The following is a 19,311-nucleotide window of genomic DNA, read 5'->3' as shown; positions in this document are numbered from 1 at the left end:
GGGGTGCGCCGGGTTTAAGGAGAACATCATGGGCAAGTTTAAGTTTCCCTCCGCTTACACCATTCTCTTTTTTCTGATTGCCGTTGTGGCGGCGCTGAGCTGGGTCGTTCCCGCCGGTCAGTACCAGATGGCGATGAACGAGACCCTCGGTAAAGAAGTCCCGATTGCCGGAACCTACGCGCACGTGGCGGCGCATCCGCAAGGGCTGGTTTCCGTCCTGATGGCGCCCATCGCCGGGCTGTACGATCCGGTTTCCGGCCAGGCCGGGGCGATCGACGTGGCGCTGTTTATCCTGATCATCGGGGGATTTCTCGGGATCGTCACCAAAACCGGGGCGATTGACGCCGGGATCGAGCGCGTCACCACCCGGCTGCGCGGACGCGAGGAGTGGATGATCCCGATCCTGATGGCGCTGTTTGCCGCGGGCGGCACCATTTACGGCATGGCCGAGGAGTCGCTGCCGTTCTACACCCTGCTGGTGCCGGTGATGCTGGCTGCCCGGTTCGATCCGGTTGTCGCCGCCTCCACCGTGCTGCTCGGCGCGGGGATCGGCACGCTGGGTTCCACCATTAACCCGTTTGCCACGGTGATCGCCGCCAACGCCGCCGGGATCCCTTTTACCAACGGCATCGCCCTGCGCGTGGCGCTGCTGGTCATCGGCTGGATCATCTGCGTGGCGTGGGTGATGCGCTACGCCCGCAAGGTGCGCAAGGATCCCTCGCAGTCGATCGTTGCAGACAAGCAGGAAGAGAACCTCGCCCATTTCCTCGGCAACAAGGGCGAACAGTCGCTGGAATTCACCCCGGTGCGCAAAATCATCCTGGTGATTTTTGCCCTCGCCTTCGCGGTGATGATTTACGGCGTGGCGGTGCTGGGCTGGTGGATGGCGGAGATCTCCGCAGTGTTTCTCGCCAGCGCGATTCTCGTCGGCCTGATTGCCCGCATGAGCGAAGAGGAGCTGACGTCGACGTTTATCAACGGCGCGCGAGATTTGCTGGGCGTCGCGCTGATTATCGGCATCGCGCGCGGTATCGTAGTCATCATGGATAAGGGCATGATTACCCACACCATTTTGCACAGCGCGGAAGGGCTGGTCAGCGGGTTGTCCACGGTGGCGTTCATCAACGTGATGTACTGGCTGGAGGTCGTGCTGTCGTTTCTTGTGCCTTCTTCATCCGGCCTGGCCGTTCTGACGATGCCGATCATGGCACCGCTTGCCGATTTCGCTAACGTCAACCGCGACCTGGTGGTCACGGCTTACCAGTCGGCCTCCGGCATCGTAAACCTCGTCACGCCGACCTCAGCGGTGGTCATGGGCGGGCTGGCTATCGCCCGGGTGCCCTACGTGCGCTATCTGAAATGGGTGGCGCCGCTGCTGGCGATCCTGACGGTGGTGATTATGGTGGCGTTAAGTCTGGGGGCATTGTTGTAATTTGCCGGATGGCGCTGCGCTTATCCGGCCTACGGATCGGTGCGGTGTCACCGGTTATTTCGGGAACTGATATGGGAAACATGATGGATTACGAAGAGTACTCTCCCAAAGAACAACTGCAGCTCACGGTGTGTCAGCGTTTGATCGCCGAAAAGAGTTATCTTTCGCAGGAAGAGATTCGCCGCGACCTGCAGGAGAGAGGGTTTGACAGCATCAGCCAGTCGACCGTTTCGCGATTGCTGAAGTTGCTCGGAGTCATAAAAATTCGAAATGCCAAAGGGCTAAAGATTTATTCGTTGAATCCCCAACTGCGCCCTGCCCCTGACGCCGCACGTACCGTTTCGGAAATGGTGGTGAGCGTCGAGCATAATAGCGAGTTTATCCTTGTCCATACCGTCGCCGGATATGGCCGCGCGGTGGCGCGTATTCTGGATTATCACCAGCTTCCGGAAATATTAGGCGTGGTGGCCGGCAGCAGTATTGTCTGGGTCGCCCCCCGGGTGGTGAAGCGCACCGCGCTGGTGCATAAGCAAATTAATTATTTACTCAGAACGAATTAATATTCATAAAGAACCGTTTGCATTGAGTAAAGCGTGCATTAAATCGCTTGATCCGAAAAGCGAGCTGCGTATAATGCCCGACAATTTGCCGGGAGGAAGCATGGTCAAGCGTGTACGACATAACGTCTTACCGCGTCTGAAATCAGACGCTGGCCTGCCGTTTTTCTTCCCGTTGCTAAACCTATTCCCAGAGCCCCTCATTTGAGGGGCTTTTTTTTGCCCGGCGTCAGGAGATAAACATGAATCCGCTTTATCAAAAACACATCATTTCCATAAACGACCTCAGCCGCGAAGAGCTGGAACTGGTTCTGGATACCGCGGCAAAACTGAAGGCCAATCCGCAACCGGAGCTGCTGAAGCACAAGGTGATTGCGAGCTGCTTCTTTGAAGCCTCAACCCGCACCCGCCTCTCCTTTGAGACCTCCATGCACCGCCTGGGCGCGAGCGTGGTGGGCTTCTCGGACAGCAGCAACACGTCGCTGGGTAAAAAAGGCGAGACCCTGGCGGATACCATTTCAGTGATCGGCACCTACGTCGACGCGATTGTGATGCGTCATCCGCAGGAGGGCGCGGCGCGCCTGGCGACCGAGTTTTCCGGCGGCATTCCGGTACTGAACGCCGGTGACGGTGCCAACCAGCACCCAACACAGACGCTGCTGGACCTGTTCACCATTCAGGAGACCCAGGGCAAGCTTGAGAACCTGAACATCGCCATGGTTGGCGACCTGAAATACGGCCGCACCGTACACTCCCTGACCCAGGCGCTGGCAAAATTTAACGGCAACCGCTTCTACTTCATCGCCCCGGACGCGCTGGCGATGCCGCAGTACATCCTCGACATGCTGGACGAGAAAGGCATTGCGTGGAGCCTGCATGCCAGCATCGAAGAGGTGATGAGCCATGTGGATATTCTGTACATGACCCGCGTGCAGAAAGAGCGTCTGGATCCGTCCGAATATGCCAACGTGAAGGCGCAGTTCGTGCTGCGCGCCAGCGACCTGGAAGGCGCACGCGACAACATGAAGGTCCTGCACCCGCTGCCGCGCATCGATGAGATCACCACAGACGTCGATAAAACGCCGCACGCCTGGTACTTCCAGCAGGCCGGAAACGGCATCTTCGCCCGCCAGGCGTTACTGGCACTGGTTCTGAATCGCGAATTAGCTCTGTAAGGGGAGACGACCATGACACACGATAACAAACTCCAGGTTGAAGCCATCAAGCGTGGCACCGTGATTGACCACATCCCTGCGCAGGTGGGCTTTAAGCTGCTGACGCTGTTCAAACTGACCGAAACCGACCAGCGCATCACCATCGGCCTGAACCTGCCGTCGGGCGAGATGGGCCGCAAGGATCTGATTAAAATCGAGAACACCTTCCTGACCGACGAGCAGGTTAACCAGCTGTCGCTGTACGCGCCAGACGCCACCGTCAACCGCATCGACGAGTATGAAGTGGTCGGCAAATCCCGCCCGAGCCTGCCGGATCGCATCGAAAACGTGCTGGTCTGCCCGAACAGCAACTGCATCAGTCATGCTGAGCCGGTTTCCTCCAGCTTTGCAGTGAAAAAACGCGCCGATGACATCGCGCTCAAATGCAAATACTGCGAAAAAGAGTTTTCTCATTATGTGGTGCTGGCCAACTAATTGAGGTTGGTAATGAAATCCCGGCTGTTATAATGGCCGGGAACATTCTTAACGCTGTAATTCTGGAGAAAACATGAGCAAAGTACTCGCGACGGAAAATGCACCAGCCGCTATCGGCCCTTACGTTCAGGGCGTTGATCTGGGCAGCATGATCATCACTTCAGGTCAGATCCCCGTAAACCCAAAAACCGGTGCGGTGCCGGAAGATGTCGCGGCGCAGGCGCGTCAGTCGCTGGAAAACGTGCAGGCTATCGTTGAATCTGCCGGCCTGAAAGTGGGTGATATCGTGAAAACCACCGTGTTCGTGAAAGATCTGAACGATTTCGCGACCGTTAACGCCACTTACGAAGCGTTCTTCACCGAGCATAACGCCACCTTCCCGGCGCGCTCCTGCGTGGAAGTGGCACGTCTGCCAAAAGACGTGAAAATTGAAATCGAAGCGATTGCCGTTCGTCGTTAATGCATTTCAATATTTAGAGGGCAGCTGAGGCTGCCTTTTTTATTTCGACCATTTTTACTCCCGGTACTGAATGACGTCCTGTGCTGTCCATTAATAGACTGACGCTGCCTTGTTATATTCTAATTAATGGACGAAAAATGAAGCTCTCTAAAATTGCGCTGGCCGTTGCCACATTAACGGTTGCGTCTTCAGCACTTGCACACGGATATATAGAATCCCCCGCCAGTCGCGCTTATATGTGTAAGCTGGGTCAAAATATTGACTGCGGCTCCGTTCAGTACGAACCACAAAGCGTAGAAAAAACCTCCGGTTTCCCGACCGGCGCCATGCCTCCTGACGGCCAGCTCGCCAGCGCAGGCATTGCCAGCTACTCCCAGCTTGATAAGCAGAGTCTCAACGCATGGACCAAAAATCCCATGACGGCAGGTCCACACGACTTCGTCTGGCACCATACCGCCCCGCATAAAACAACCAACTGGCGCTATTACATCACCAAACAAAACTGGGATCCCAATAAACCCCTGACCCGCGACCAGTTTGAATTAACGCCGTTCTGTACCATTAACGGAAATGGTCAGGCACCGGCCATGACAAAATCCATGACCTGTAATGTCCCCGAGCGTACGGGCTATCAGGTTATTTACGGCGTGTGGGAAATTGCGGATACCTCAAATAGCTTCTATCAGGCAATTGACGTTGATTTCGGAAATGGCGGCAACGTCACGCCGGACGAAACACCTGCCGTCGTTTCTGAGTGGAGCAAAACCCTGAGCGGCCAGATAGCCGGTAACAATCTGAACGCGGGCGACAAGGTGATTGCTCGCTTCTTCGACGCCCACGGTGAAGTGACTTCCATGCGTACCGAGATGACCATCAGCTCTGCTGAACAAGGCGATGCTAACCAGTGGTCTTACGATCTGGCGCAGAAGATCAACACCGCGCAGCACGACGTGCGCGTCGGCGTGAAAGACGAAGCGGGTGAAATCAGTCCGGTTCACGGCGCGAACAGCGTCTTCGTGAAAGACGGCAGCACGCTGCAGTCAGTTGCCATCTCTTATGAAGAACAGAAGGCACAGGTGAGCGAGGCCATCGCCGTTTCCGGTCTGCAATACAGCAAAATTGAACACGGTAATGCGACCGTGACCTTCCACGTGAATACCCACGGTAACGTGAATTTTGAAGCGCACGTGATGAACCACAGCGGTGCGGAAAAAGGGTATCTGAAGCAGGACATGAACAACGCCAGCCAGGACGTGACCATGACGCTGAATGACGTGACCGCGGGCCACCATATGCTGAAATACTACGCGACCAATAAAGACGGCACGCTGTTCGCCCAGGACGTCCTGAACCTGATGCTGGAGAGCGATGCCGCTGCGGATAGCACCGGGCAACACGACTTTATCTTCCCGGACAATATCGCCTCTTACCAGGCCGGTACCGTGGTGCTGCAGCCTAAAGACGGTAAGACCTACGAATGTAAGCCATTCCCGTACAGCGGCTACTGCGTGCAGTACAGCCCGTATGCCAACCAGTATGAGCCGGGCGTCGGCACACACTGGAAAGAGGCGTGGGTGTTGAAGAACTGAGTTGCCTTTACGCCCGGCGGCACTGCGTTTGCCGGGCCTACACGTCACGTAGGCCTGGTAAACGTAGCGCCACCGGGCGTTTTGCTACTGATTCCGCGTGGCGCGAAGTAGCGTCTCCAGCGGATAAACCGCCGCAATCACCACTTCGTCCTGAACCTTCGCCGCGTTATCCAGCTCGCTCTGAATCGAGGCGATCTCTTTGTCATCCAGCGTGCCCTGGCGCGCCACCAGATCCGTCAGGCGCAGGCCAATGGAGGCCAGCTTATCCACCTCCTGGATCACCGGCTTCATTGCCTTCAGCTGATAGCTGTTTTCGCTTAAGGCCAGCGCGTCGCTGGTGTTGCTCTGCCAGCGGTTAAAGACGTGGCGCAGGGCGTCAGCGCTTTCCGTGTCTTCCGCATCGCTCACCAGACGGTCCGCCCATTTGTGCATCTGGCGCACGGTGGCGCTTTCAGCGTTCAGTGCATCCGCAAAGCGGTTGAGGGGCTCGAACTGATGATAGTTTCCGGCCTGGAACTTCAGGTGCTGACGGGTGTAATACTGCGCCGGTTCAATGGCCTGAGCGAGGATCTGCAGCGGCAGGGTGTCGGCATTACCGGCGAGGCGCGTGAACTGCACCTGCTGCTGGGTATGCTGCTGCAGCCCGACCGACACCGTCGACCAGCTGTCCATCGCCTGCAGGCGGGTGTACATGTTGTCGACATCGTTGACGTCCTGCGCGGACCACAGCCGCTCTGCCACCGCAAACGTACGCGGCCACAGGCGGATATCCAGCACCGGCGCCACCACGTTTTCCGCCCACAGCGCCGCTTCGCCGCCGAGCAGGTTGGCCTGGTTCGCCACGTCCGGCACGACGGGCGGAACGCCTTTCGGCACGTCGTCCAGACGCGTGCCGCTAATCGGGTAGCGCGTATTTCCGACAAGGAAATAACCGGAGAGTTTGTCGTTATCGACGGTGACGACCGGGCGCGTTTCGCCCATCCACGTATCGACGGTAAACGTGACCTGGCTGTCATCGCGCCACTCGATGTTCTGCACCGCACGGCGCGATTTCCCGGCAAAATCAATAAACCCGCGCCAGCCGGCATCCCCTTTCACCAGGGTGAAGCTCCCCTCCACCGGCTTGCCCTTCAGGCGCGGCATGGAGAAGGCCCAACTCTGGGCGCTATCGGTATCCGCTATCACGTCCACGCCGTTTAACCCCTGCGGGACGATCTCGTTGCGGTAGTGATAGGCGGTGGACTGGGGCTGGTCGAGATAAAAGCCGGTCGACAGAATGCCCTTGTAGCCGTTCTGCGCCACCTGCCCCAGCGCGTCCTGCCCCTGCCAGGACTGGATCAGAATGCTTTTCGGTAAGTCAGGATGGTAGATCTCATCCCAGCCGACCATCTGGCGGTGATGCTTCTCAAGGATCGTTTCCAGCTTGCGGTTGAAATACGCCTGCAGCGCGTGGCTGTCCGCCAGCCTGTTATCGCGCATAAACTGCTGGATGGCCGGGTTCGCTTTCCACTGGCTGTCGTCCACCTCGTCGCCGCCGATGTGCAGATACGGATCGGGGAAGATCGCCACCAGTTCGCTGACCATCGCGTCAGCAAAGGCGTAAGTCGCCTCTTTGGTGGGATCGAGAACCGGCTTCAGCACGCCCCAGTGGCGTTCCATGGCGTACGGCCCCGGGGCGCTCATCAGCTCCGGGTAGGCCACGGCAATCGCCGAGGCGTGGCCCGGCATGTCGATCTCCGGCACCACGCGAATGCCGCGCTCGGCGGCGTAACGCACCACCTCACGCATCTGTTCAGGCGTGTAGAACAGCCCGTCGCTGGCAAGCTGCGTCAGCTTAGGGTAGCGCTTCGAGCTGAAGCGCCAGCCCTGGTCGTCGGTCAAATGCCAGTGCAGCACGTTGAGCTTCGCCGCAGCCATGCCGTCGATCTGGCGTTTGATATCCGGCAGCGGGATAAAGTGGCGTGCCGAATCGAGCAGCAGCCCGCGCCACGGGAAACGCGGCGAATCTTCAATGGTAACCCACGGCATAGAGGTATTTTCCGCCCCGTTCTGCATCAGCTGGAGCAGGGTTTCCATGGCGCGCAAGGCACCGAAACGGGTGTTGGCAGAGATGTTCACGCCGTTGGCATCCACCGTGAGCTTATAGCTTTCGTCGCTGTCCGGCAGAGGCTGCGGCTTCACCTTTTTGGCAATCGCGATGCGGATGGTCGGTTTGTCTGGCTTTTCAGCCTGCGGCTGCAGCGTCCAGCCAGTTTGCAGGGCGATGCGCTGGCGCAGGCGGTTGACGGCGTCACCGAGATCGTCCCCGCTGACGCTAATGGATACGTTGTTGCTGAGCACCAGCGCGCCCTGTGTCGTCGGGCGTTCGACCTTCGCAGGCCAGGGCATTAAAGGGAGATCCCCTGCCGGGGCGGCAAAGGCAGAGGCGCCGAGCATCAGCCCGGCGGTTAAGAGACTGTACCGTAACATGAATGTTCCTTATATGACGGGCCAAATAAAGGCAAAACATTCTGTTAACATGCGCTCAATTTGTCGTCAAGCGAATGCGCCGACGGAGATCACAGGTTGTTGAATTTGGGAGGAAAGCTATTGCCCGGTGGCGCTGCGCTTACCGGGCCTACGTTTCGGGAGTAGGCCGGGTAAGGCGAAGCCGCCACCCGGCAAACATAACTTACTGCCAGCCATACCGACGCGCATAGAACCCTTTCACCATCTGCGTCAGCACCATGTAACCCGCGAGGATCGCCACCAGCCACGGGAAGTAGCTCAGCGGCAGCGCCTGCAGCTGCAGGTAGCTCGCCAGCGGTGAGAACGGCAGCGCGATGCCGAGCGCCATCACAATGCCCGTCATCACAATCAGCGGCCACGCGGCACGGCTCTGGATGAACGGAATGCGGCGCGTGCGGATCATGTGCACAATCAGCGTCTGCGACAGCAGCCCGACCACGAACCAGCCGGACTGGAACAGCGTCTGGTGTTCCGGGGTGTTGGCGTGGAACACAAACCACATCAGGCAGAAGGTCAGAATGTCGAAGATGGAGCTGATCGGGCCAAAGAACAGCATGAAACGCCCGAGATCTGCCGGGTTCCAGTGCTGCGGCTTCTGGATCTGCTCGTCGTCCACGTTATCAAACGGAATCGCCACCTGAGAGACATCGTACATCAGGTTCTGGATCAGCAGGTGCAGCGGCAGCATCGGCAGGAACGGCAGAAACGCGCTCGCCACCAGCACGCTGAAGACGTTACCGAAGTTGGAGCTGGCGGTCATCTTGATGTACTTGAGCATATTGGCAAAGGTACGGCGCCCTTCGATGACGCCCTCCTCCAGCACCATCAGGCTTTTTTCCAGCAGAATGATGTCCGCCGCTTCACGGGCAATATCGACCGCTCCGTCTACGGAGATACCGATATCCGCCGCACGCAGAGCGGGCGCATCGTTGATGCCGTCGCCCATAAAGCCCACCACGTGCCCTTCGCGCTTAAGCAGGGTGACAATGCGCTCTTTGTGCATCGGCGTCAGGCGGGCAAACAGCGTGGTGCGCTGGGCAAGCTTCGCCAGTTCGTCATCGGAGAGATGTTCAATCTCGCTCCCGACCACCACATCACCCGCGTCCAGCCCCACCTCGTGGCACACTTTCGCCGCAACCAGTTCGCTGTCGCCGGTGAGGATTTTCACGGTAATACCGCTCGCCTTCAGCGCTTTGAGCGCCGGTGCGGTGGTCTCTTTCGGTGGATCGAGGAAGGCGATGTAACCCTCGAGGATCAGATCGGATTCGTCGATACGCTGATAGTCCCCCTCGCGCGCCGGCAGGAACTTGCTCGCCACCGCCACCACGCGCAGCCCCTGACGGTTCAGGTTGTCGGTGACGCGCTTAATGCGGCGCAGCATGGTATCGTCCAGCGGCACGATGTCGCCGTTATAGCGTACCTGCGTCGACACGTTGAGGATCTCCTGCAGCGCGCCTTTGCAGATCAACTGATGCACATCCGTCTGCTCGCTCACCACCACCGACATGCGGCGGCGCTCGAAGTCGAACGGGATCTCATCCACCTTCTGCCAGCGGCCGGAGAGCGTGCGGGCTGACTCTTCATCTACCCCTTCCAGCACCGCGACGTCGAGCAGGTTTTTCAGCCCGGTCTGGTAATGGCTGTTCAGCCACGCGCTGTGCAGCACGCGCTCGCTGGTTTTGCCGGAGATATCAGTGTGGTTCTCCAGCACGATTTTGTCCTGCGTCAGGGTGCCGGTTTTATCGGTGCAGAGAATGTCCATCGCGCCAAAGTTCTGAATGGCGTCGAGGTGTTTGACGATCACCTTCTGTTTAGAGAGCTTCACCGCCCCGCGCGCCAGTGTAGAGGTGACAATCATCGGCAGCATTTCCGGCGTTAAGCCGACGGCCACGGAGAGCGCAAACAGCGCCGCTTCCCACCAGTCGCCTTTGGTGTAGCCGTTGATCAGCAGCACGATAGGCGTCATCACCATCATAAAGCGGATCAGCAGCATGCTGACGCGGCCAATTCCCTTCTGGAAGGCATTCGGCTCGCTCTCCTGCTCGCTGACGCGCCCGGCAAGCTGACCAAACCAGGTGTTGCCCCCGGTGGCGGTGACAATCGCCTGCGCGGTGCCGCTGACGACCGTGGTGCCCATAAAGCACAGGGTGTCGCACTCGAGCGGGTTCATCTGCTGCGGGTCGCGGCTGCGCGCCACCTTTTCAACGGGCAGGGATTCGCCGGTCAGGGAAGCCTGCGCCACAAACAGATCGCGCGCCTGGATGATGCGTAAATCCGCCGGGATCATGTCCCCCGCGGCCAGCTTCACCAGATCCCCCGGCACCAGCTGGTCGATAGGCAATTCCACCCAGGCGTTTTCGCCGAGATCGTTGATCACGCGCGAGACGGTCGCGGTGTTGCTGACCATCGCCTTCAGGGCGTCCGCCGCTTTGGTGGAGCGGGCCTCCTGAATAAAGTTCAGCAGCGTGGAAATGCCCACCATCAGGGCAATCACCCCTGCGGCAAACAGATCTTCCGTCGCATAGGAGATGAGGCCGAGCACGGTCAGCAGCAGGTTGAACGGGTTGCGGTAGCAGAGCCACAGATGCACCCACCACGGAGACGGCTTTTGCGCCGGAATGAGGTTATCGCCATGCACGGCGCGGATTTTCTCCACTTCTGTCGCGTTCAGCCCTTCCGGGTGCCCACCAAAAGCGCGCCAGACTTCGTTTTCATCCATCGCCGCCACGTTCAGGCAGCGTTCAGTCAGGGACGCGGGGATCGCCGCCCCCGCCATGTTTTTGGCATTGGGCAGCGGGTCGCGCTGAACAAGACGGTGTGGCAGGTGGCGGCTCAGCAGGGCCTGCAGCTGCCGGGTGATATTTTTAAACATAGTCATTCCTCCGCATCCGCAAACGCGGACGCAGCATTTCCTTCAGGCGTGGCAAGGCCGTACCTGAGAGGCACTCAATTTTTCAAGCAGGAACGTTTGGGACGTTGCTGCCTCACATCACCGGTGAGTCAGCAACAGGCTGGCTTACCGGAAAGAACGCATTCTCCCGTTCAGGAGAGGTGTGGGATCGGGATCCATGAAGCCTCCGGTAAGTAAAAAGTAGGGTGTCGCCGCGCAGTATAAGGATTTAAGCGTACCCTTTTTGATGATTCGGGCGGTATTATACCCCCCTGCAAATAAACCGAACGTAAACCAGATTTAGCCCATAGCGAAATCGCGCTATAGCATTAGGCTCAATTCATTACATTGTCGTTGTTACAGGGAATACAGCATGCAGAACCGCCTTACGATTAAAGACATCGCGCGTTTAAGCGGCGTGGGGAAATCGACCGTCTCACGCGTGCTGAACAACGAAAGCGGCGTCAGCGAACGCACCCGCGAGCGCGTTGAGGCGGTCATGAATCAGCACGGCTTTTCCCCTTCCCGCTCCGCGCGCGCCATGCGCGGACAGAGTGACAAAGTGGTCGCCATCATTGTCTCGCGCCTGGATTCTCTGTCTGAAAACCTTGCCGTGCAGACCATGCTGCCCGCCTTCTATGAGCAGGGATATGACCCGATCATGATGGAGAGCCAGTTCTCGCCACAGCTGGTGGAAGAGCATCTGGGTATGCTCCAGCGGCGCAACATTGACGGCGTGGTGCTGTTCGGCTTTACCGGCATCAAAGACGAGATGCTAAAACCCTGGCAGCCGTCGCTGGTGCTGCTGGCGCGCGATGCCCACGGTTTTGCCTCCGTCTGCTATGACGACGAGGGTGCGATTATCACCCTGATGCAGCGCCTGTTTGACGAAGGCCATCGCCACATCAGCTTCCTCGGCGTACCGCACGCGGACGTCACCACCGGCAAGCGCCGCCATGAGGCCTATCTGGCCTTTTGCAAAAAGCACAACCTCTCCGCCGTGGCCTCCCTGCCGGGGCTTGGCATGAAGCAGGGCTACGAGCAGGTTGCCAGCGTCCTGACGCCGCAAACCACCGCGCTGGTGTGCGCCACGGATACGCTGGCGCTGGGCGCGAGTAAATATCTTCAGGAGCAGCGTATCGATAACCTGCAGGTGGCGAGCGTCGGCAGCACGCCGCTGATGAAGTTTTTGCACCCGGAAATTATTACCGTCGACCCGGGTTATGCCGAGTCCGGCAGACAGGCCGCCGCGCAGCTGATCGAGCAGATCAACGGGCGCGCTGAGCCGCGTCAGATCGTTATTCCTGCCCACCTTTCTTAACCCCCGCTCAACGGTTTATTGTGATCTTCGCCTGATTTCGGGAACGTTCCCATTTTCGCCGTCACGCTGAAGGAGTAGGCTTGCGCTCAGGTCATTACCCCCCTCACCATCTGTCATGAGGTTTCATGATGAGTAAAGTCAAACAAGCAGATATCGATCAGTTGATCGTCCTGGTCGGCGGCCGCGAAAACATCGCTACCGTCAGCCATTGCATTACCCGCCTGCGCTTCGTGCTGAACGATCCGGCCAAAGCCAACCCGAAGGCCATTGAAGAACTCTCCATGGTTAAAGGCTGCTTTACCAACGCCGGTCAGTTCCAGGTCGTGATTGGTACCGAAGTGGGCGATTACTATCAGGCTCTGCTGGCAACGACAGGGCACTCCTCCGCCGATAAAGAGCAGGCGAAGAAGGCCGCGCGCCAGAACATGAAGTGGCACGAGCAGTTGATTTCCCACTTTGCGGAGATCTTCTTCCCGCTGCTGCCAGCGCTGATCAGCGGAGGCTTGATCTTAGGCTTCCGTAACGTCATCGGCGACGTGCCGATGAGCGACGGCAAAACCCTGGCGCAGATGTACCCGGCGCTGAAAACCGTGTACGACTTCCTGTGGCTGATTGGCGAGGCGATCTTCTTCTATCTGCCGGTCGGGATCTGCTGGTCCGCGGTGCGCAAGATGGGCGGTACGCCGATCCTCGGTATCGTACTCGGCGTCACGCTGGTCTCTCCGCAGTTAATGAACGCTTACTTACTTGGTCAGCAGGTGCCTGAGGTGTGGAACTTCGGCCTGTTTACCATCGCCAAAGTGGGCTATCAGGCGCAGGTCATTCCGGCCCTGCTGGCGGGGCTGGCGCTGGGCTTTATTGAAACCCGACTGAAGCGCATCGTGCCGGATTACCTTTATCTGGTGGTGGTGCCGGTGTGCTCGCTAATTCTGGCGGTCTTCCTGGCGCATGCCTTTATCGGTCCGTTTGGCCGCATGATTGGCGACGGCGTGGCCTTCGCGGTGCGTCACCTGATGACCGGCAGCTTCGCCCCGATTGGCGCCGCGCTGTTTGGCTTCCTGTACGCCCCGCTGGTGATCACCGGCGTGCACCAGACCACGCTGGCCATTGATATGCAGATGATCCAGAGCCTCGGCGGCACACCGGTCTGGCCGATTATCGCCCTGTCTAACATTGCTCAGGCGTCCGCGGTGACCGGCATCATCATCGTCAGCCGCAAGCACAATGAACGCGAGATCTCCGTTCCGGCGGCTATCTCCGCCTACCTCGGCGTCACCGAACCGGCGATGTACGGTATCAACCTGAAATACCGCTTCCCGATGCTCTGCGCGATGATCGGTTCCGGTCTGGCGGGCCTGGTGTGCGGACTGAACGGCGTAATGGCAAACGGGATTGGCGTCGGCGGCCTGCCGGGCATCCTCTCCATCCAGCCCGCTTACTGGCAGGTGTTCGCCCTGGCAATGGCCATCGCGATTATCGTCCCAATGGCGCTGACTACCGTGGTTTATCAGCGTAAGTTCCGTCAGGGCTCGCTGCAGATTGTTTAATCTCTCTCTTTCGGGGCGCAGTTGCGCCCCTTCGCATTTGCAGGAACACACTATGAATACCCTTCCTCACTGGTGGCAAAACGGCGTTATCTACCAGATTTACCCCAAGAGTTTCCAGGACACCACCGGCAGCGGCACCGGCGATTTACGCGGCGTGACGCAGCGTCTGGACTACCTGAAAACCCTCGGCATCGACGCCATCTGGCTGACGCCGTTTTATATCTCCCCGCAGGTGGATAATGGCTACGACGTGGCGAATTACACCGCCATCGACCCGGCGTACGGCACGCTGGATGATTTCGACGAACTGGTCGCCGAGGCGCACCAGCGCGGTATTCGCATCGTGCTGGATATGGTGTTCAACCACACCTCAACCCAGCACCCCTGGTTCCGGGAATCGCTGAACAAAGCGAGCCCGTACCGCCAGTTCTACATCTGGCGCGACGGCACGCCTGAGCAGTTGCCCAACAACTGGCGCTCCAAGTTTGGCGGCAACGCCTGGCGCTGGCACGCGGAGAGCGAGCAGTATTACCTGCACCTGTTCGCGCCGGAGCAGGCGGACCTCAACTGGGAAAATCCGGCGGTGCGCGCCGAGCTGAAAAAGGTGTGCGAGTTCTGGGCCGACCGCGGCGTCGACGGCTTGCGCCTCGATGTCATTAACCTGATTTCGAAAGATCAGGATTTCCCGAATGACGAGACGGGCGACGGTCGCCGCTTCTACACTGACGGACCGCGCATCCATGAATATCTGCAGGAGATGAGTCGCGACGTCTTTACCCCGCGCAACCTGATAACGGTAGGCGAGATGTCCTCGACCTCGCTGGAGAACTGCCAGCAGTATGCTTCTCTCGATGGCCGCGAGCTGTCGATGACCTTTAACTTCCACCACCTGAAGGTGGACTATCCCGGCGGCGAAAAGTGGACGAAGGCGAAGCCAGACTTCGTGGCGCTGAAAACCCTCTTCCGCCACTGGCAGCAGGGGATGCATAACAAAGCCTGGAACGCCCTGTTCTGGTGTAACCACGACCAGCCGCGCATCGTGTCGCGCTTCGGTGACGAAGGAGAATACCGGGTTCACGCCGCGAAAATGCTCGGCATGGTGCTGCACGGTATGCAGGGCACGCCGTATATCTATCAGGGCGAAGAGCTGGGGATGACGAACCCGCACTTCAGCCGCATCACCGATTACCGCGACGTGGAAAGCCTGAACATGTTCGCCGAACTGCGCGCCAACGGCCGCGATCCGGATGAATTACTGGCGATTCTGGCGAGTAAATCCCGGGATAATGGCCGCACGCCAATGCAGTGGGACGCGTCACACAATGCGGGCTTTAGCGAGGGCGAACCGTGGATTGGCGTCTGCGATAACTACGAAACCGTGAACGCCCGCGCGGCGCTCGACGATGCGGATTCCGTCTTCTATACCTATCAGTCGCTGATTAGCCTGCGCAAAACCCTGCCAGTGCTGACGTGGGGGGATTATGAGGATCTCCTGCCGGAACACCCTTCTTTGTGGTGCTACCGTCGCCAGTGGCAGGGACAGACCCTGATCGTTGCGGCGAACCTGAGTAATACGCCTCAGGAATGGCAGACAGACCTTCTCAGCGGTAAGTTGCAGGTGTTGATGAGTAACTACCCGACACCGCAAACGACGTCGCTGCGTCCGTTTGAAGCCGTCTGGTGGTTGCAGCAGTAACCGTCCTGCCGGGTGCAGCCCTGCACCCGGCTTACTTTACTGTTTTTGTTGAATAATTAATCAGATTTTTCTCTTCCACCTTTACAATCTCTGAAGCGCCCGTCGTTTGTACTCTCGTCTTTTTACTTTGTTCTGAATCAAATAAATCGCAAACATGTTTGATGCAAATCACTATATGTAGCACTTAAAATGCACGCCGACCCAACATCTTGTATTTATCGTCTACTATTCCAACAACAAGACGGCGCTTACGCTGGCCGGAATTGTGGATAACACGAGCTGGGAACGCGGGAAGTCTTTGGCCTGGCGGGAAATGCGTCCGGTGAATACTTCTCCACCTCTGTGGATAACCTGTTTTCAAAAATGGAGTGATCATGACACCGCATGTGATGAAACGTGATGGCTGTAAAGTGCCGTTTAAATCAGAGCGCATCCAGGAAGCCATTCTGCGTGCAGCTAAAGCAGCGGGAGTCGATGACGCAGATTACTGCGCCACCGTCGCAGAAGTCGTTAGCAGCCAGATGAATGAACGCAGCCAGGTCGATATCAACGAGATCCAGACCGCGGTTGAGAACCAACTGATGGCAGGGCCCTACAAGCAGCTGGCGCGCGCCTACATTGAGTACCGCCACGATCGTGACGTGCAGCGCGAGAAGCGCGGTCGTCTGAACCAGGAGATCCGTGGCCTGGTGGAGCAGACCAACTCCGCCCTGCTCAATGAAAACGCCAACAAAGACAGTAAAGTGATCCCCACCCAGCGCGATCTACTGGCCGGTATCGTCGCCAAACACTATGCCCGCCAGCATCTGCTGCCGCGCGACGTGGTTTCGGCGCACGAGCGCGGCGAAATTCACTACCACGATCTCGACTATTCGCCGTTCTTCCCGATGTTCAACTGCATGCTGATCGACCTGAAAGGCATGCTGACCCACGGTTTTAAAATGGGCAACGCCGAGATTGAACCGCCTAAGTCAATCTCCACGGCCACCGCGGTCACGGCGCAGATTATCGCCCAGGTCGCCAGCCATATTTACGGCGGCACCACCATTAACCGTATTGATGAAGTGCTGGCTCCGTTCGTCACGGCAAGCTTCAACAAGCACCGTAAAACGGCTGACGAGTGGCACATTCCGGACGCTGACGGCTACGCGCACTCCCGCACCGAAAAAGAGTGCTACGACGCGTTCCAGTCGCTGGAATATGAGGTAAACACGCTACACACCGCCAACGGCCAGACGCCGTTTGTGACCTTCGGCTTTGGCCTGGGCACCAGCTGGGAATCGCGTCTGATCCAGCAGTCCATTCTGCGCAACCGTATTTCCGGCCTTGGCAAAAACCGTAAAACTGCGGTGTTCCCGAAACTGGTTTTCGCGATTCGCGACGGCCTGAACCACAAGTTTGGCGATCCAAACTACGACATCAAACAGCTGGCGCTGGAGTGCGCGAGCAAGCGCATGTATCCGGACATCCTGAACTACGATCAGGTGGTGAAGGTCACCGGTTCGTTTAAAACGCCAATGGGCTGCCGCAGCTTCCTCGGCGTGTACGAGGATGAAAACGGCGAGCAGATCCACGACGGGCGCAACAACCTCGGCGTGATCAGCCTGAACCTGCCGCGCATCGCGCTGGAAGCGAAAGGCAATGAAGACGCCTTCTGGGCGCTGCTGGACGAGCGCCTGCAGCTGGCGCGTAAGGCGCTGATGACCCGTATTGCCCGTCTGGAAGGGGTCAAAGCCCGCGTCGCGCCGATCCTCTATATGGAAGGGGCCTGTGGCGTGCGCCTGAAGGCGGACGATGACGTGTCTGAGATCTTCAAAAACGGTCGCGCGTCGATTTCGCTGGGCTATATCGGCATTCACGAAACCATCAACGCGCTGTTTGGCGATACGCACATGTACGACAGCGAAGCCCTGCGTGAGAAAGGCATCGCCATCGTTCAGCGCCTGCGCGACGCGGTAGACCAGTGGAAAGAGGAAACCGGCTACGGGTTCAGCCTGTACAGCACCCCAAGCGAGAACCTGTGCGACCGCTTCTGCCGTCTGGACACCGCCGAGTTCGGGATTGTGGAAGGCGTGACCGACAAAGGGTACTACACCAACAGCTTCCACCTCGACGTGGAGAAGAAGGTGAACCCGTACGACAAGATCGACTTCGAAGCGGCGTATCCGCCAATCGCCAGCGGCGGCTTTATCTGCTACGGCGAGTACCCGAACATTCAGCACAACCTGAAGGCGCTGGAGGACGTGTGGGATTACAGCTACCAGCACGTGCCGTATTACGGGACCAACACGCCTATCGACGAGTGCTACGAATGCGGCTTTACCGGCGAGTTTGAATGTACGAGTAAAGGCTTTACCTGCCCGAAATGCGGCAACCACGATGCGGCCCGCGTCTCCGTGACTCGTCGCGTGTGCGGCTACCTCGGTAGCCCGGACGCCCGTCCGTTTAACGCCGGCAAGCAGGAAGAGGTGAAGCGCCGCGTGAAGCATCTGGGGAATGGGCAGATCGGTTAATCCGCTGCCACGTTAATGCCCGGTGGCGCTGCGCTTACCGGGCCTACGGACCGATCTCTTTTGTAGGCCGGGTAAGCGCAGCGCCACCCGGCGTGGTTATTCGCGATGAACTATCACCAGTACTACCCCGTCGACATCGTCAACGGCCCCGGCACCCGCTGCACCCTGTTCGTCTCAGGCTGCGTCCACGAATGCCCCGGCTGCTACAACAAAAGCACCTGGCGCCTGAATTCCGGCAAGCCGTTCACCGCGGAGATGGAAGATAAAATCATCAGCGACCTGAACGACACGCGCATTCACCGCCAGGGAATTTCGCTCTCCGGCGGCGATCCGCTGCATCCGCAAAACGTGCCGGATATTTTGAAGCTGGTGAAGCGCATTCGCCGCGAGTGCTCGGGAAAAGATATCTGGGTCTGGACAGGCTACAAGCTGGATGAGCTGGACGCGCAGCAGATGGAAGTCGTGGATCTGATTAACGTGCTGGTCGACGGCAAGTTCATGCAGGATTTAAAAGACCCGGCGCTCATCTGGCGCGGCAGCAGCAACCAGGTTGTGCATCATTTGCGGTGAGCATTAGAGCCGTTTGTTTGCGTCATGATAAGCGGCTGATTTTTCTCTTTTCCCAACGGCGATAACAAATACCGTTATAACGCTGTCCTGAACCTGATAAACCAGGCGATAGCCGGACGCCTTGAGTTTGATTTTGTAGCAATCCGGCAGCCCATGCAGGCGGGCGGATTCGACCCTGGGGTTTACCAACACCCCGGCAAGTTTCTTCTTAAATTGTTGTTTGACCGTATCCCCCAGCTTGCTCCACTCCTTTAACGCCCTCGGGTCAAATTCCAGTTCATAAGTCATCCAGACGAACCTTTATTCCCTTTTGTGGATTAGCCAGTCGCTCCCGGACTGTCTGTATCAGCGCATCTTCGCTGTCGCTAATGGTGACCGTTTTCACCGGCATGCGCCCCGTTTCAGCAATGTACTGAAACAGCAATCGCACCGCTTCCGTTGGAGTAATATTGAGTTTTTCCAGCACGGCATAAGCCTCGTTTTTGAGTTTGTCATCCAAACGGACGTTTAGCGTGGCCATTATGACTCCAGTAAAATCGAATGTGTAATGCAGTTTAGCATTACATTCGCATTACATCG

Annotated in this window: 16 protein-coding genes and 1 pseudogene; 12 read left to right on the top strand and 5 right to left on the bottom strand. The window is 58.1% G+C overall.

The annotated features are described in order from the left end of the window. Positions 1-28 precede the first annotated feature (28 nt). Both ABFV38_RS02500 and ABFV38_RS02495 read left to right on the top strand, forming a co-directional pair. Entirely contained in the window at positions 29-1,432 is a 1,404-nt protein-coding gene (locus ABFV38_RS02500) for a YfcC family protein (RefSeq protein ID WP_111967130.1), read from the top strand. Positions 1,433-1,512: 80 nt separating this feature from the next. Then, entirely contained in the window at positions 1,513-1,992 is a 480-nt protein-coding gene (locus tag ABFV38_RS02495) for an ArgR family transcriptional regulator (RefSeq protein WP_039024059.1), read from the top strand. Here ABFV38_RS02495 and ABFV38_RS02490 read toward each other — a convergent pair. Further along, positions 1,989-2,113: pseudogene (locus tag ABFV38_RS02490) on the bottom strand (hypothetical protein). The gene ABFV38_RS02495 and the pseudogene ABFV38_RS02490 sit on opposite strands and share 4 nt — an antisense overlap. On the opposite strand from ABFV38_RS02490, the gene ABFV38_RS02485 reads away from it, so the two are divergent. The 5 genes from ABFV38_RS02485 (at position 2,093) to gbpA (ending at position 5,687) form a co-directional block, all read left to right on the top strand. Next, positions 2,093-2,197, top strand: coding sequence for a pyrBI operon leader peptide (locus ABFV38_RS02485; RefSeq protein WP_022646880.1), 105 nt, complete (start codon positions 2,093-2,095; stop codon positions 2,195-2,197). The pseudogene ABFV38_RS02490 and the gene ABFV38_RS02485 overlap by 21 nt on opposite strands. A 34-nt stretch (positions 2,198-2,231) precedes the next feature. Beyond that, complete coding sequence (gene pyrB, locus ABFV38_RS02480; protein WP_348958375.1) at positions 2,232-3,164, top strand: aspartate carbamoyltransferase; 933 nt, start codon at positions 2,232-2,234, stop codon at positions 3,162-3,164. 12 nt (positions 3,165-3,176) lie between these two features. Then, positions 3,177-3,638, top strand: coding sequence for an aspartate carbamoyltransferase regulatory subunit (gene pyrI, locus ABFV38_RS02475; protein WP_045908062.1), 462 nt, complete (start codon positions 3,177-3,179; stop codon positions 3,636-3,638). 73 nt (positions 3,639-3,711) lie between these two features. Next, a complete protein-coding gene (gene ridA / locus ABFV38_RS02470) occupies positions 3,712-4,098 on the top strand; it encodes a 2-iminobutanoate/2-iminopropanoate deaminase (protein WP_008501391.1) in 387 nt (128 codons plus the stop codon). A gap of 137 nt (positions 4,099-4,235) precedes the next feature. Further along, positions 4,236-5,687: an N-acetylglucosamine-binding protein GbpA gene (gbpA, locus tag ABFV38_RS02465; RefSeq protein WP_348958373.1), complete on the top strand. Its 1,452-nt coding sequence runs from the start codon at positions 4,236-4,238 to the stop codon at positions 5,685-5,687. Positions 5,688-5,771: 84 nt separating this feature from the next. On the opposite strand, the gene ABFV38_RS02460 is transcribed toward gbpA, so the two are convergent. Then, positions 5,772-8,156: a family 20 glycosylhydrolase gene (locus ABFV38_RS02460; protein WP_348958371.1), complete on the bottom strand. Its 2,385-nt coding sequence runs from the start codon at positions 8,154-8,156 to the stop codon at positions 5,772-5,774. Positions 8,157-8,358: 202 nt separating this feature from the next. Further along, the gene (gene mgtA / locus ABFV38_RS02455) at positions 8,359-11,067 is read right to left on the bottom strand and encodes a magnesium-translocating P-type ATPase (protein ID WP_348958369.1); all 2,709 of its coding nucleotides are present in this window, start codon (positions 11,065-11,067) and stop codon (positions 8,359-8,361) included. 391 nt (positions 11,068-11,458) lie between these two features. Between mgtA and treR the strand changes: the two genes are divergently transcribed. The 5 genes from treR to nrdG all read left to right on the top strand — a co-directional run bounded on the left by treR (position 11,459) and on the right by nrdG (position 18,732). Beyond that, the gene (treR, locus tag ABFV38_RS02450) at positions 11,459-12,406 is read left to right on the top strand and encodes a trehalose operon repressor TreR (protein ID WP_032651468.1); all 948 of its coding nucleotides are present in this window, start codon (positions 11,459-11,461) and stop codon (positions 12,404-12,406) included. 128 nt (positions 12,407-12,534) lie between these two features. Then, positions 12,535-13,953 carry a PTS trehalose transporter subunit IIBC gene (gene treB, locus ABFV38_RS02445; RefSeq protein ID WP_023310193.1) on the top strand — a complete coding sequence of 473 codons (1,419 nt, stop codon included), beginning with the start codon at positions 12,535-12,537 and terminating at the stop codon, positions 13,951-13,953. Positions 13,954-14,005: 52 nt separating this feature from the next. Continuing rightward, positions 14,006-15,649 carry an alpha,alpha-phosphotrehalase gene (treC, locus tag ABFV38_RS02440; RefSeq protein ID WP_348958367.1) on the top strand — a complete coding sequence of 548 codons (1,644 nt, stop codon included), beginning with the start codon at positions 14,006-14,008 and terminating at the stop codon, positions 15,647-15,649. Between the two features lie 374 nt (positions 15,650-16,023). Further along, positions 16,024-18,162, top strand: coding sequence for an anaerobic ribonucleoside-triphosphate reductase (gene nrdD, locus ABFV38_RS02435; RefSeq protein ID WP_063622677.1), 2,139 nt, complete (start codon positions 16,024-16,026; stop codon positions 18,160-18,162). A 105-nt stretch (positions 18,163-18,267) separates the two neighbouring features. Beyond that, on the top strand, positions 18,268-18,732 hold the full coding sequence (nrdG, locus tag ABFV38_RS02430) for an anaerobic ribonucleoside-triphosphate reductase-activating protein (protein ID WP_348958365.1): 465 nt from the start codon (positions 18,268-18,270) through the stop codon (positions 18,730-18,732). Positions 18,733-18,735: 3 nt separating this feature from the next. Here nrdG and ABFV38_RS02425 read toward each other — a convergent pair whose 3' ends face one another. Further along, complete coding sequence (locus ABFV38_RS02425; RefSeq protein WP_167214229.1) at positions 18,736-19,020, bottom strand: type II toxin-antitoxin system RelE/ParE family toxin; 285 nt, start codon at positions 19,018-19,020, stop codon at positions 18,736-18,738. Beyond that, positions 19,010-19,252 carry a type II toxin-antitoxin system RelB/DinJ family antitoxin gene (locus ABFV38_RS02420; protein WP_032651460.1) on the bottom strand — a complete coding sequence of 81 codons (243 nt, stop codon included), beginning with the start codon at positions 19,250-19,252 and terminating at the stop codon, positions 19,010-19,012. The genes ABFV38_RS02425 and ABFV38_RS02420 overlap by 11 nt, the downstream gene beginning before the upstream one ends. Positions 19,253-19,311 lie beyond the last annotated feature (59 nt).

This window comes from Enterobacter cloacae complex sp. Mu1197 (assembly GCF_040059225.1).
In the GTDB taxonomy this organism is placed as follows: Bacteria; Pseudomonadota; Gammaproteobacteria; order Enterobacterales; family Enterobacteriaceae; genus Enterobacter; species Enterobacter quasiroggenkampii.
Note: the sequence above shows the minus strand (reverse complement) of the source record. Positions and strands in the feature narration are given on the sequence as shown.

What these genes read in the sequence shown, in the direction of transcription:
- ABFV38_RS02500 (WP_111967130.1), top strand. Translation starts at nt 29, where the DNA reads ATGGGCAAGTTTAAGTTTCCCTCCGCTTACACCATTCTCTTTTTTCTG.
- ABFV38_RS02495 (WP_039024059.1), top strand. Translation starts at nt 1,513, where the DNA reads ATGATGGATTACGAAGAGTACTCTCCCAAAGAACAACTGCAGCTCACG.
- ABFV38_RS02485 (WP_022646880.1), top strand. Translation starts at nt 2,093, where the DNA reads ATGGTCAAGCGTGTACGACATAACGTCTTACCGCGTCTGAAATCAGAC.
- pyrB (WP_348958375.1), top strand. Translation starts at nt 2,232, where the DNA reads ATGAATCCGCTTTATCAAAAACACATCATTTCCATAAACGACCTCAGC.
- pyrI (WP_045908062.1), top strand. Translation starts at nt 3,177, where the DNA reads ATGACACACGATAACAAACTCCAGGTTGAAGCCATCAAGCGTGGCACC.
- ridA (WP_008501391.1), top strand. Translation starts at nt 3,712, where the DNA reads ATGAGCAAAGTACTCGCGACGGAAAATGCACCAGCCGCTATCGGCCCT.
- gbpA (WP_348958373.1), top strand. Translation starts at nt 4,236, where the DNA reads ATGAAGCTCTCTAAAATTGCGCTGGCCGTTGCCACATTAACGGTTGCG.
- ABFV38_RS02460 (WP_348958371.1), bottom strand. Translation starts at nt 8,156, where the DNA reads ATGTTACGGTACAGTCTCTTAACCGCCGGGCTGATGCTCGGCGCCTCT.
- mgtA (WP_348958369.1), bottom strand. Translation starts at nt 11,067, where the DNA reads ATGTTTAAAAATATCACCCGGCAGCTGCAGGCCCTGCTGAGCCGCCAC.
- treR (WP_032651468.1), top strand. Translation starts at nt 11,459, where the DNA reads ATGCAGAACCGCCTTACGATTAAAGACATCGCGCGTTTAAGCGGCGTG.
- treB (WP_023310193.1), top strand. Translation starts at nt 12,535, where the DNA reads ATGAGTAAAGTCAAACAAGCAGATATCGATCAGTTGATCGTCCTGGTC.
- treC (WP_348958367.1), top strand. Translation starts at nt 14,006, where the DNA reads ATGAATACCCTTCCTCACTGGTGGCAAAACGGCGTTATCTACCAGATT.
- nrdD (WP_063622677.1), top strand. Translation starts at nt 16,024, where the DNA reads ATGACACCGCATGTGATGAAACGTGATGGCTGTAAAGTGCCGTTTAAA.
- nrdG (WP_348958365.1), top strand. Translation starts at nt 18,268, where the DNA reads ATGAACTATCACCAGTACTACCCCGTCGACATCGTCAACGGCCCCGGC.
- ABFV38_RS02425 (WP_167214229.1), bottom strand. Translation starts at nt 19,020, where the DNA reads ATGACTTATGAACTGGAATTTGACCCGAGGGCGTTAAAGGAGTGGAGC.
- ABFV38_RS02420 (WP_032651460.1), bottom strand. Translation starts at nt 19,252, where the DNA reads ATGGCCACGCTAAACGTCCGTTTGGATGACAAACTCAAAAACGAGGCT.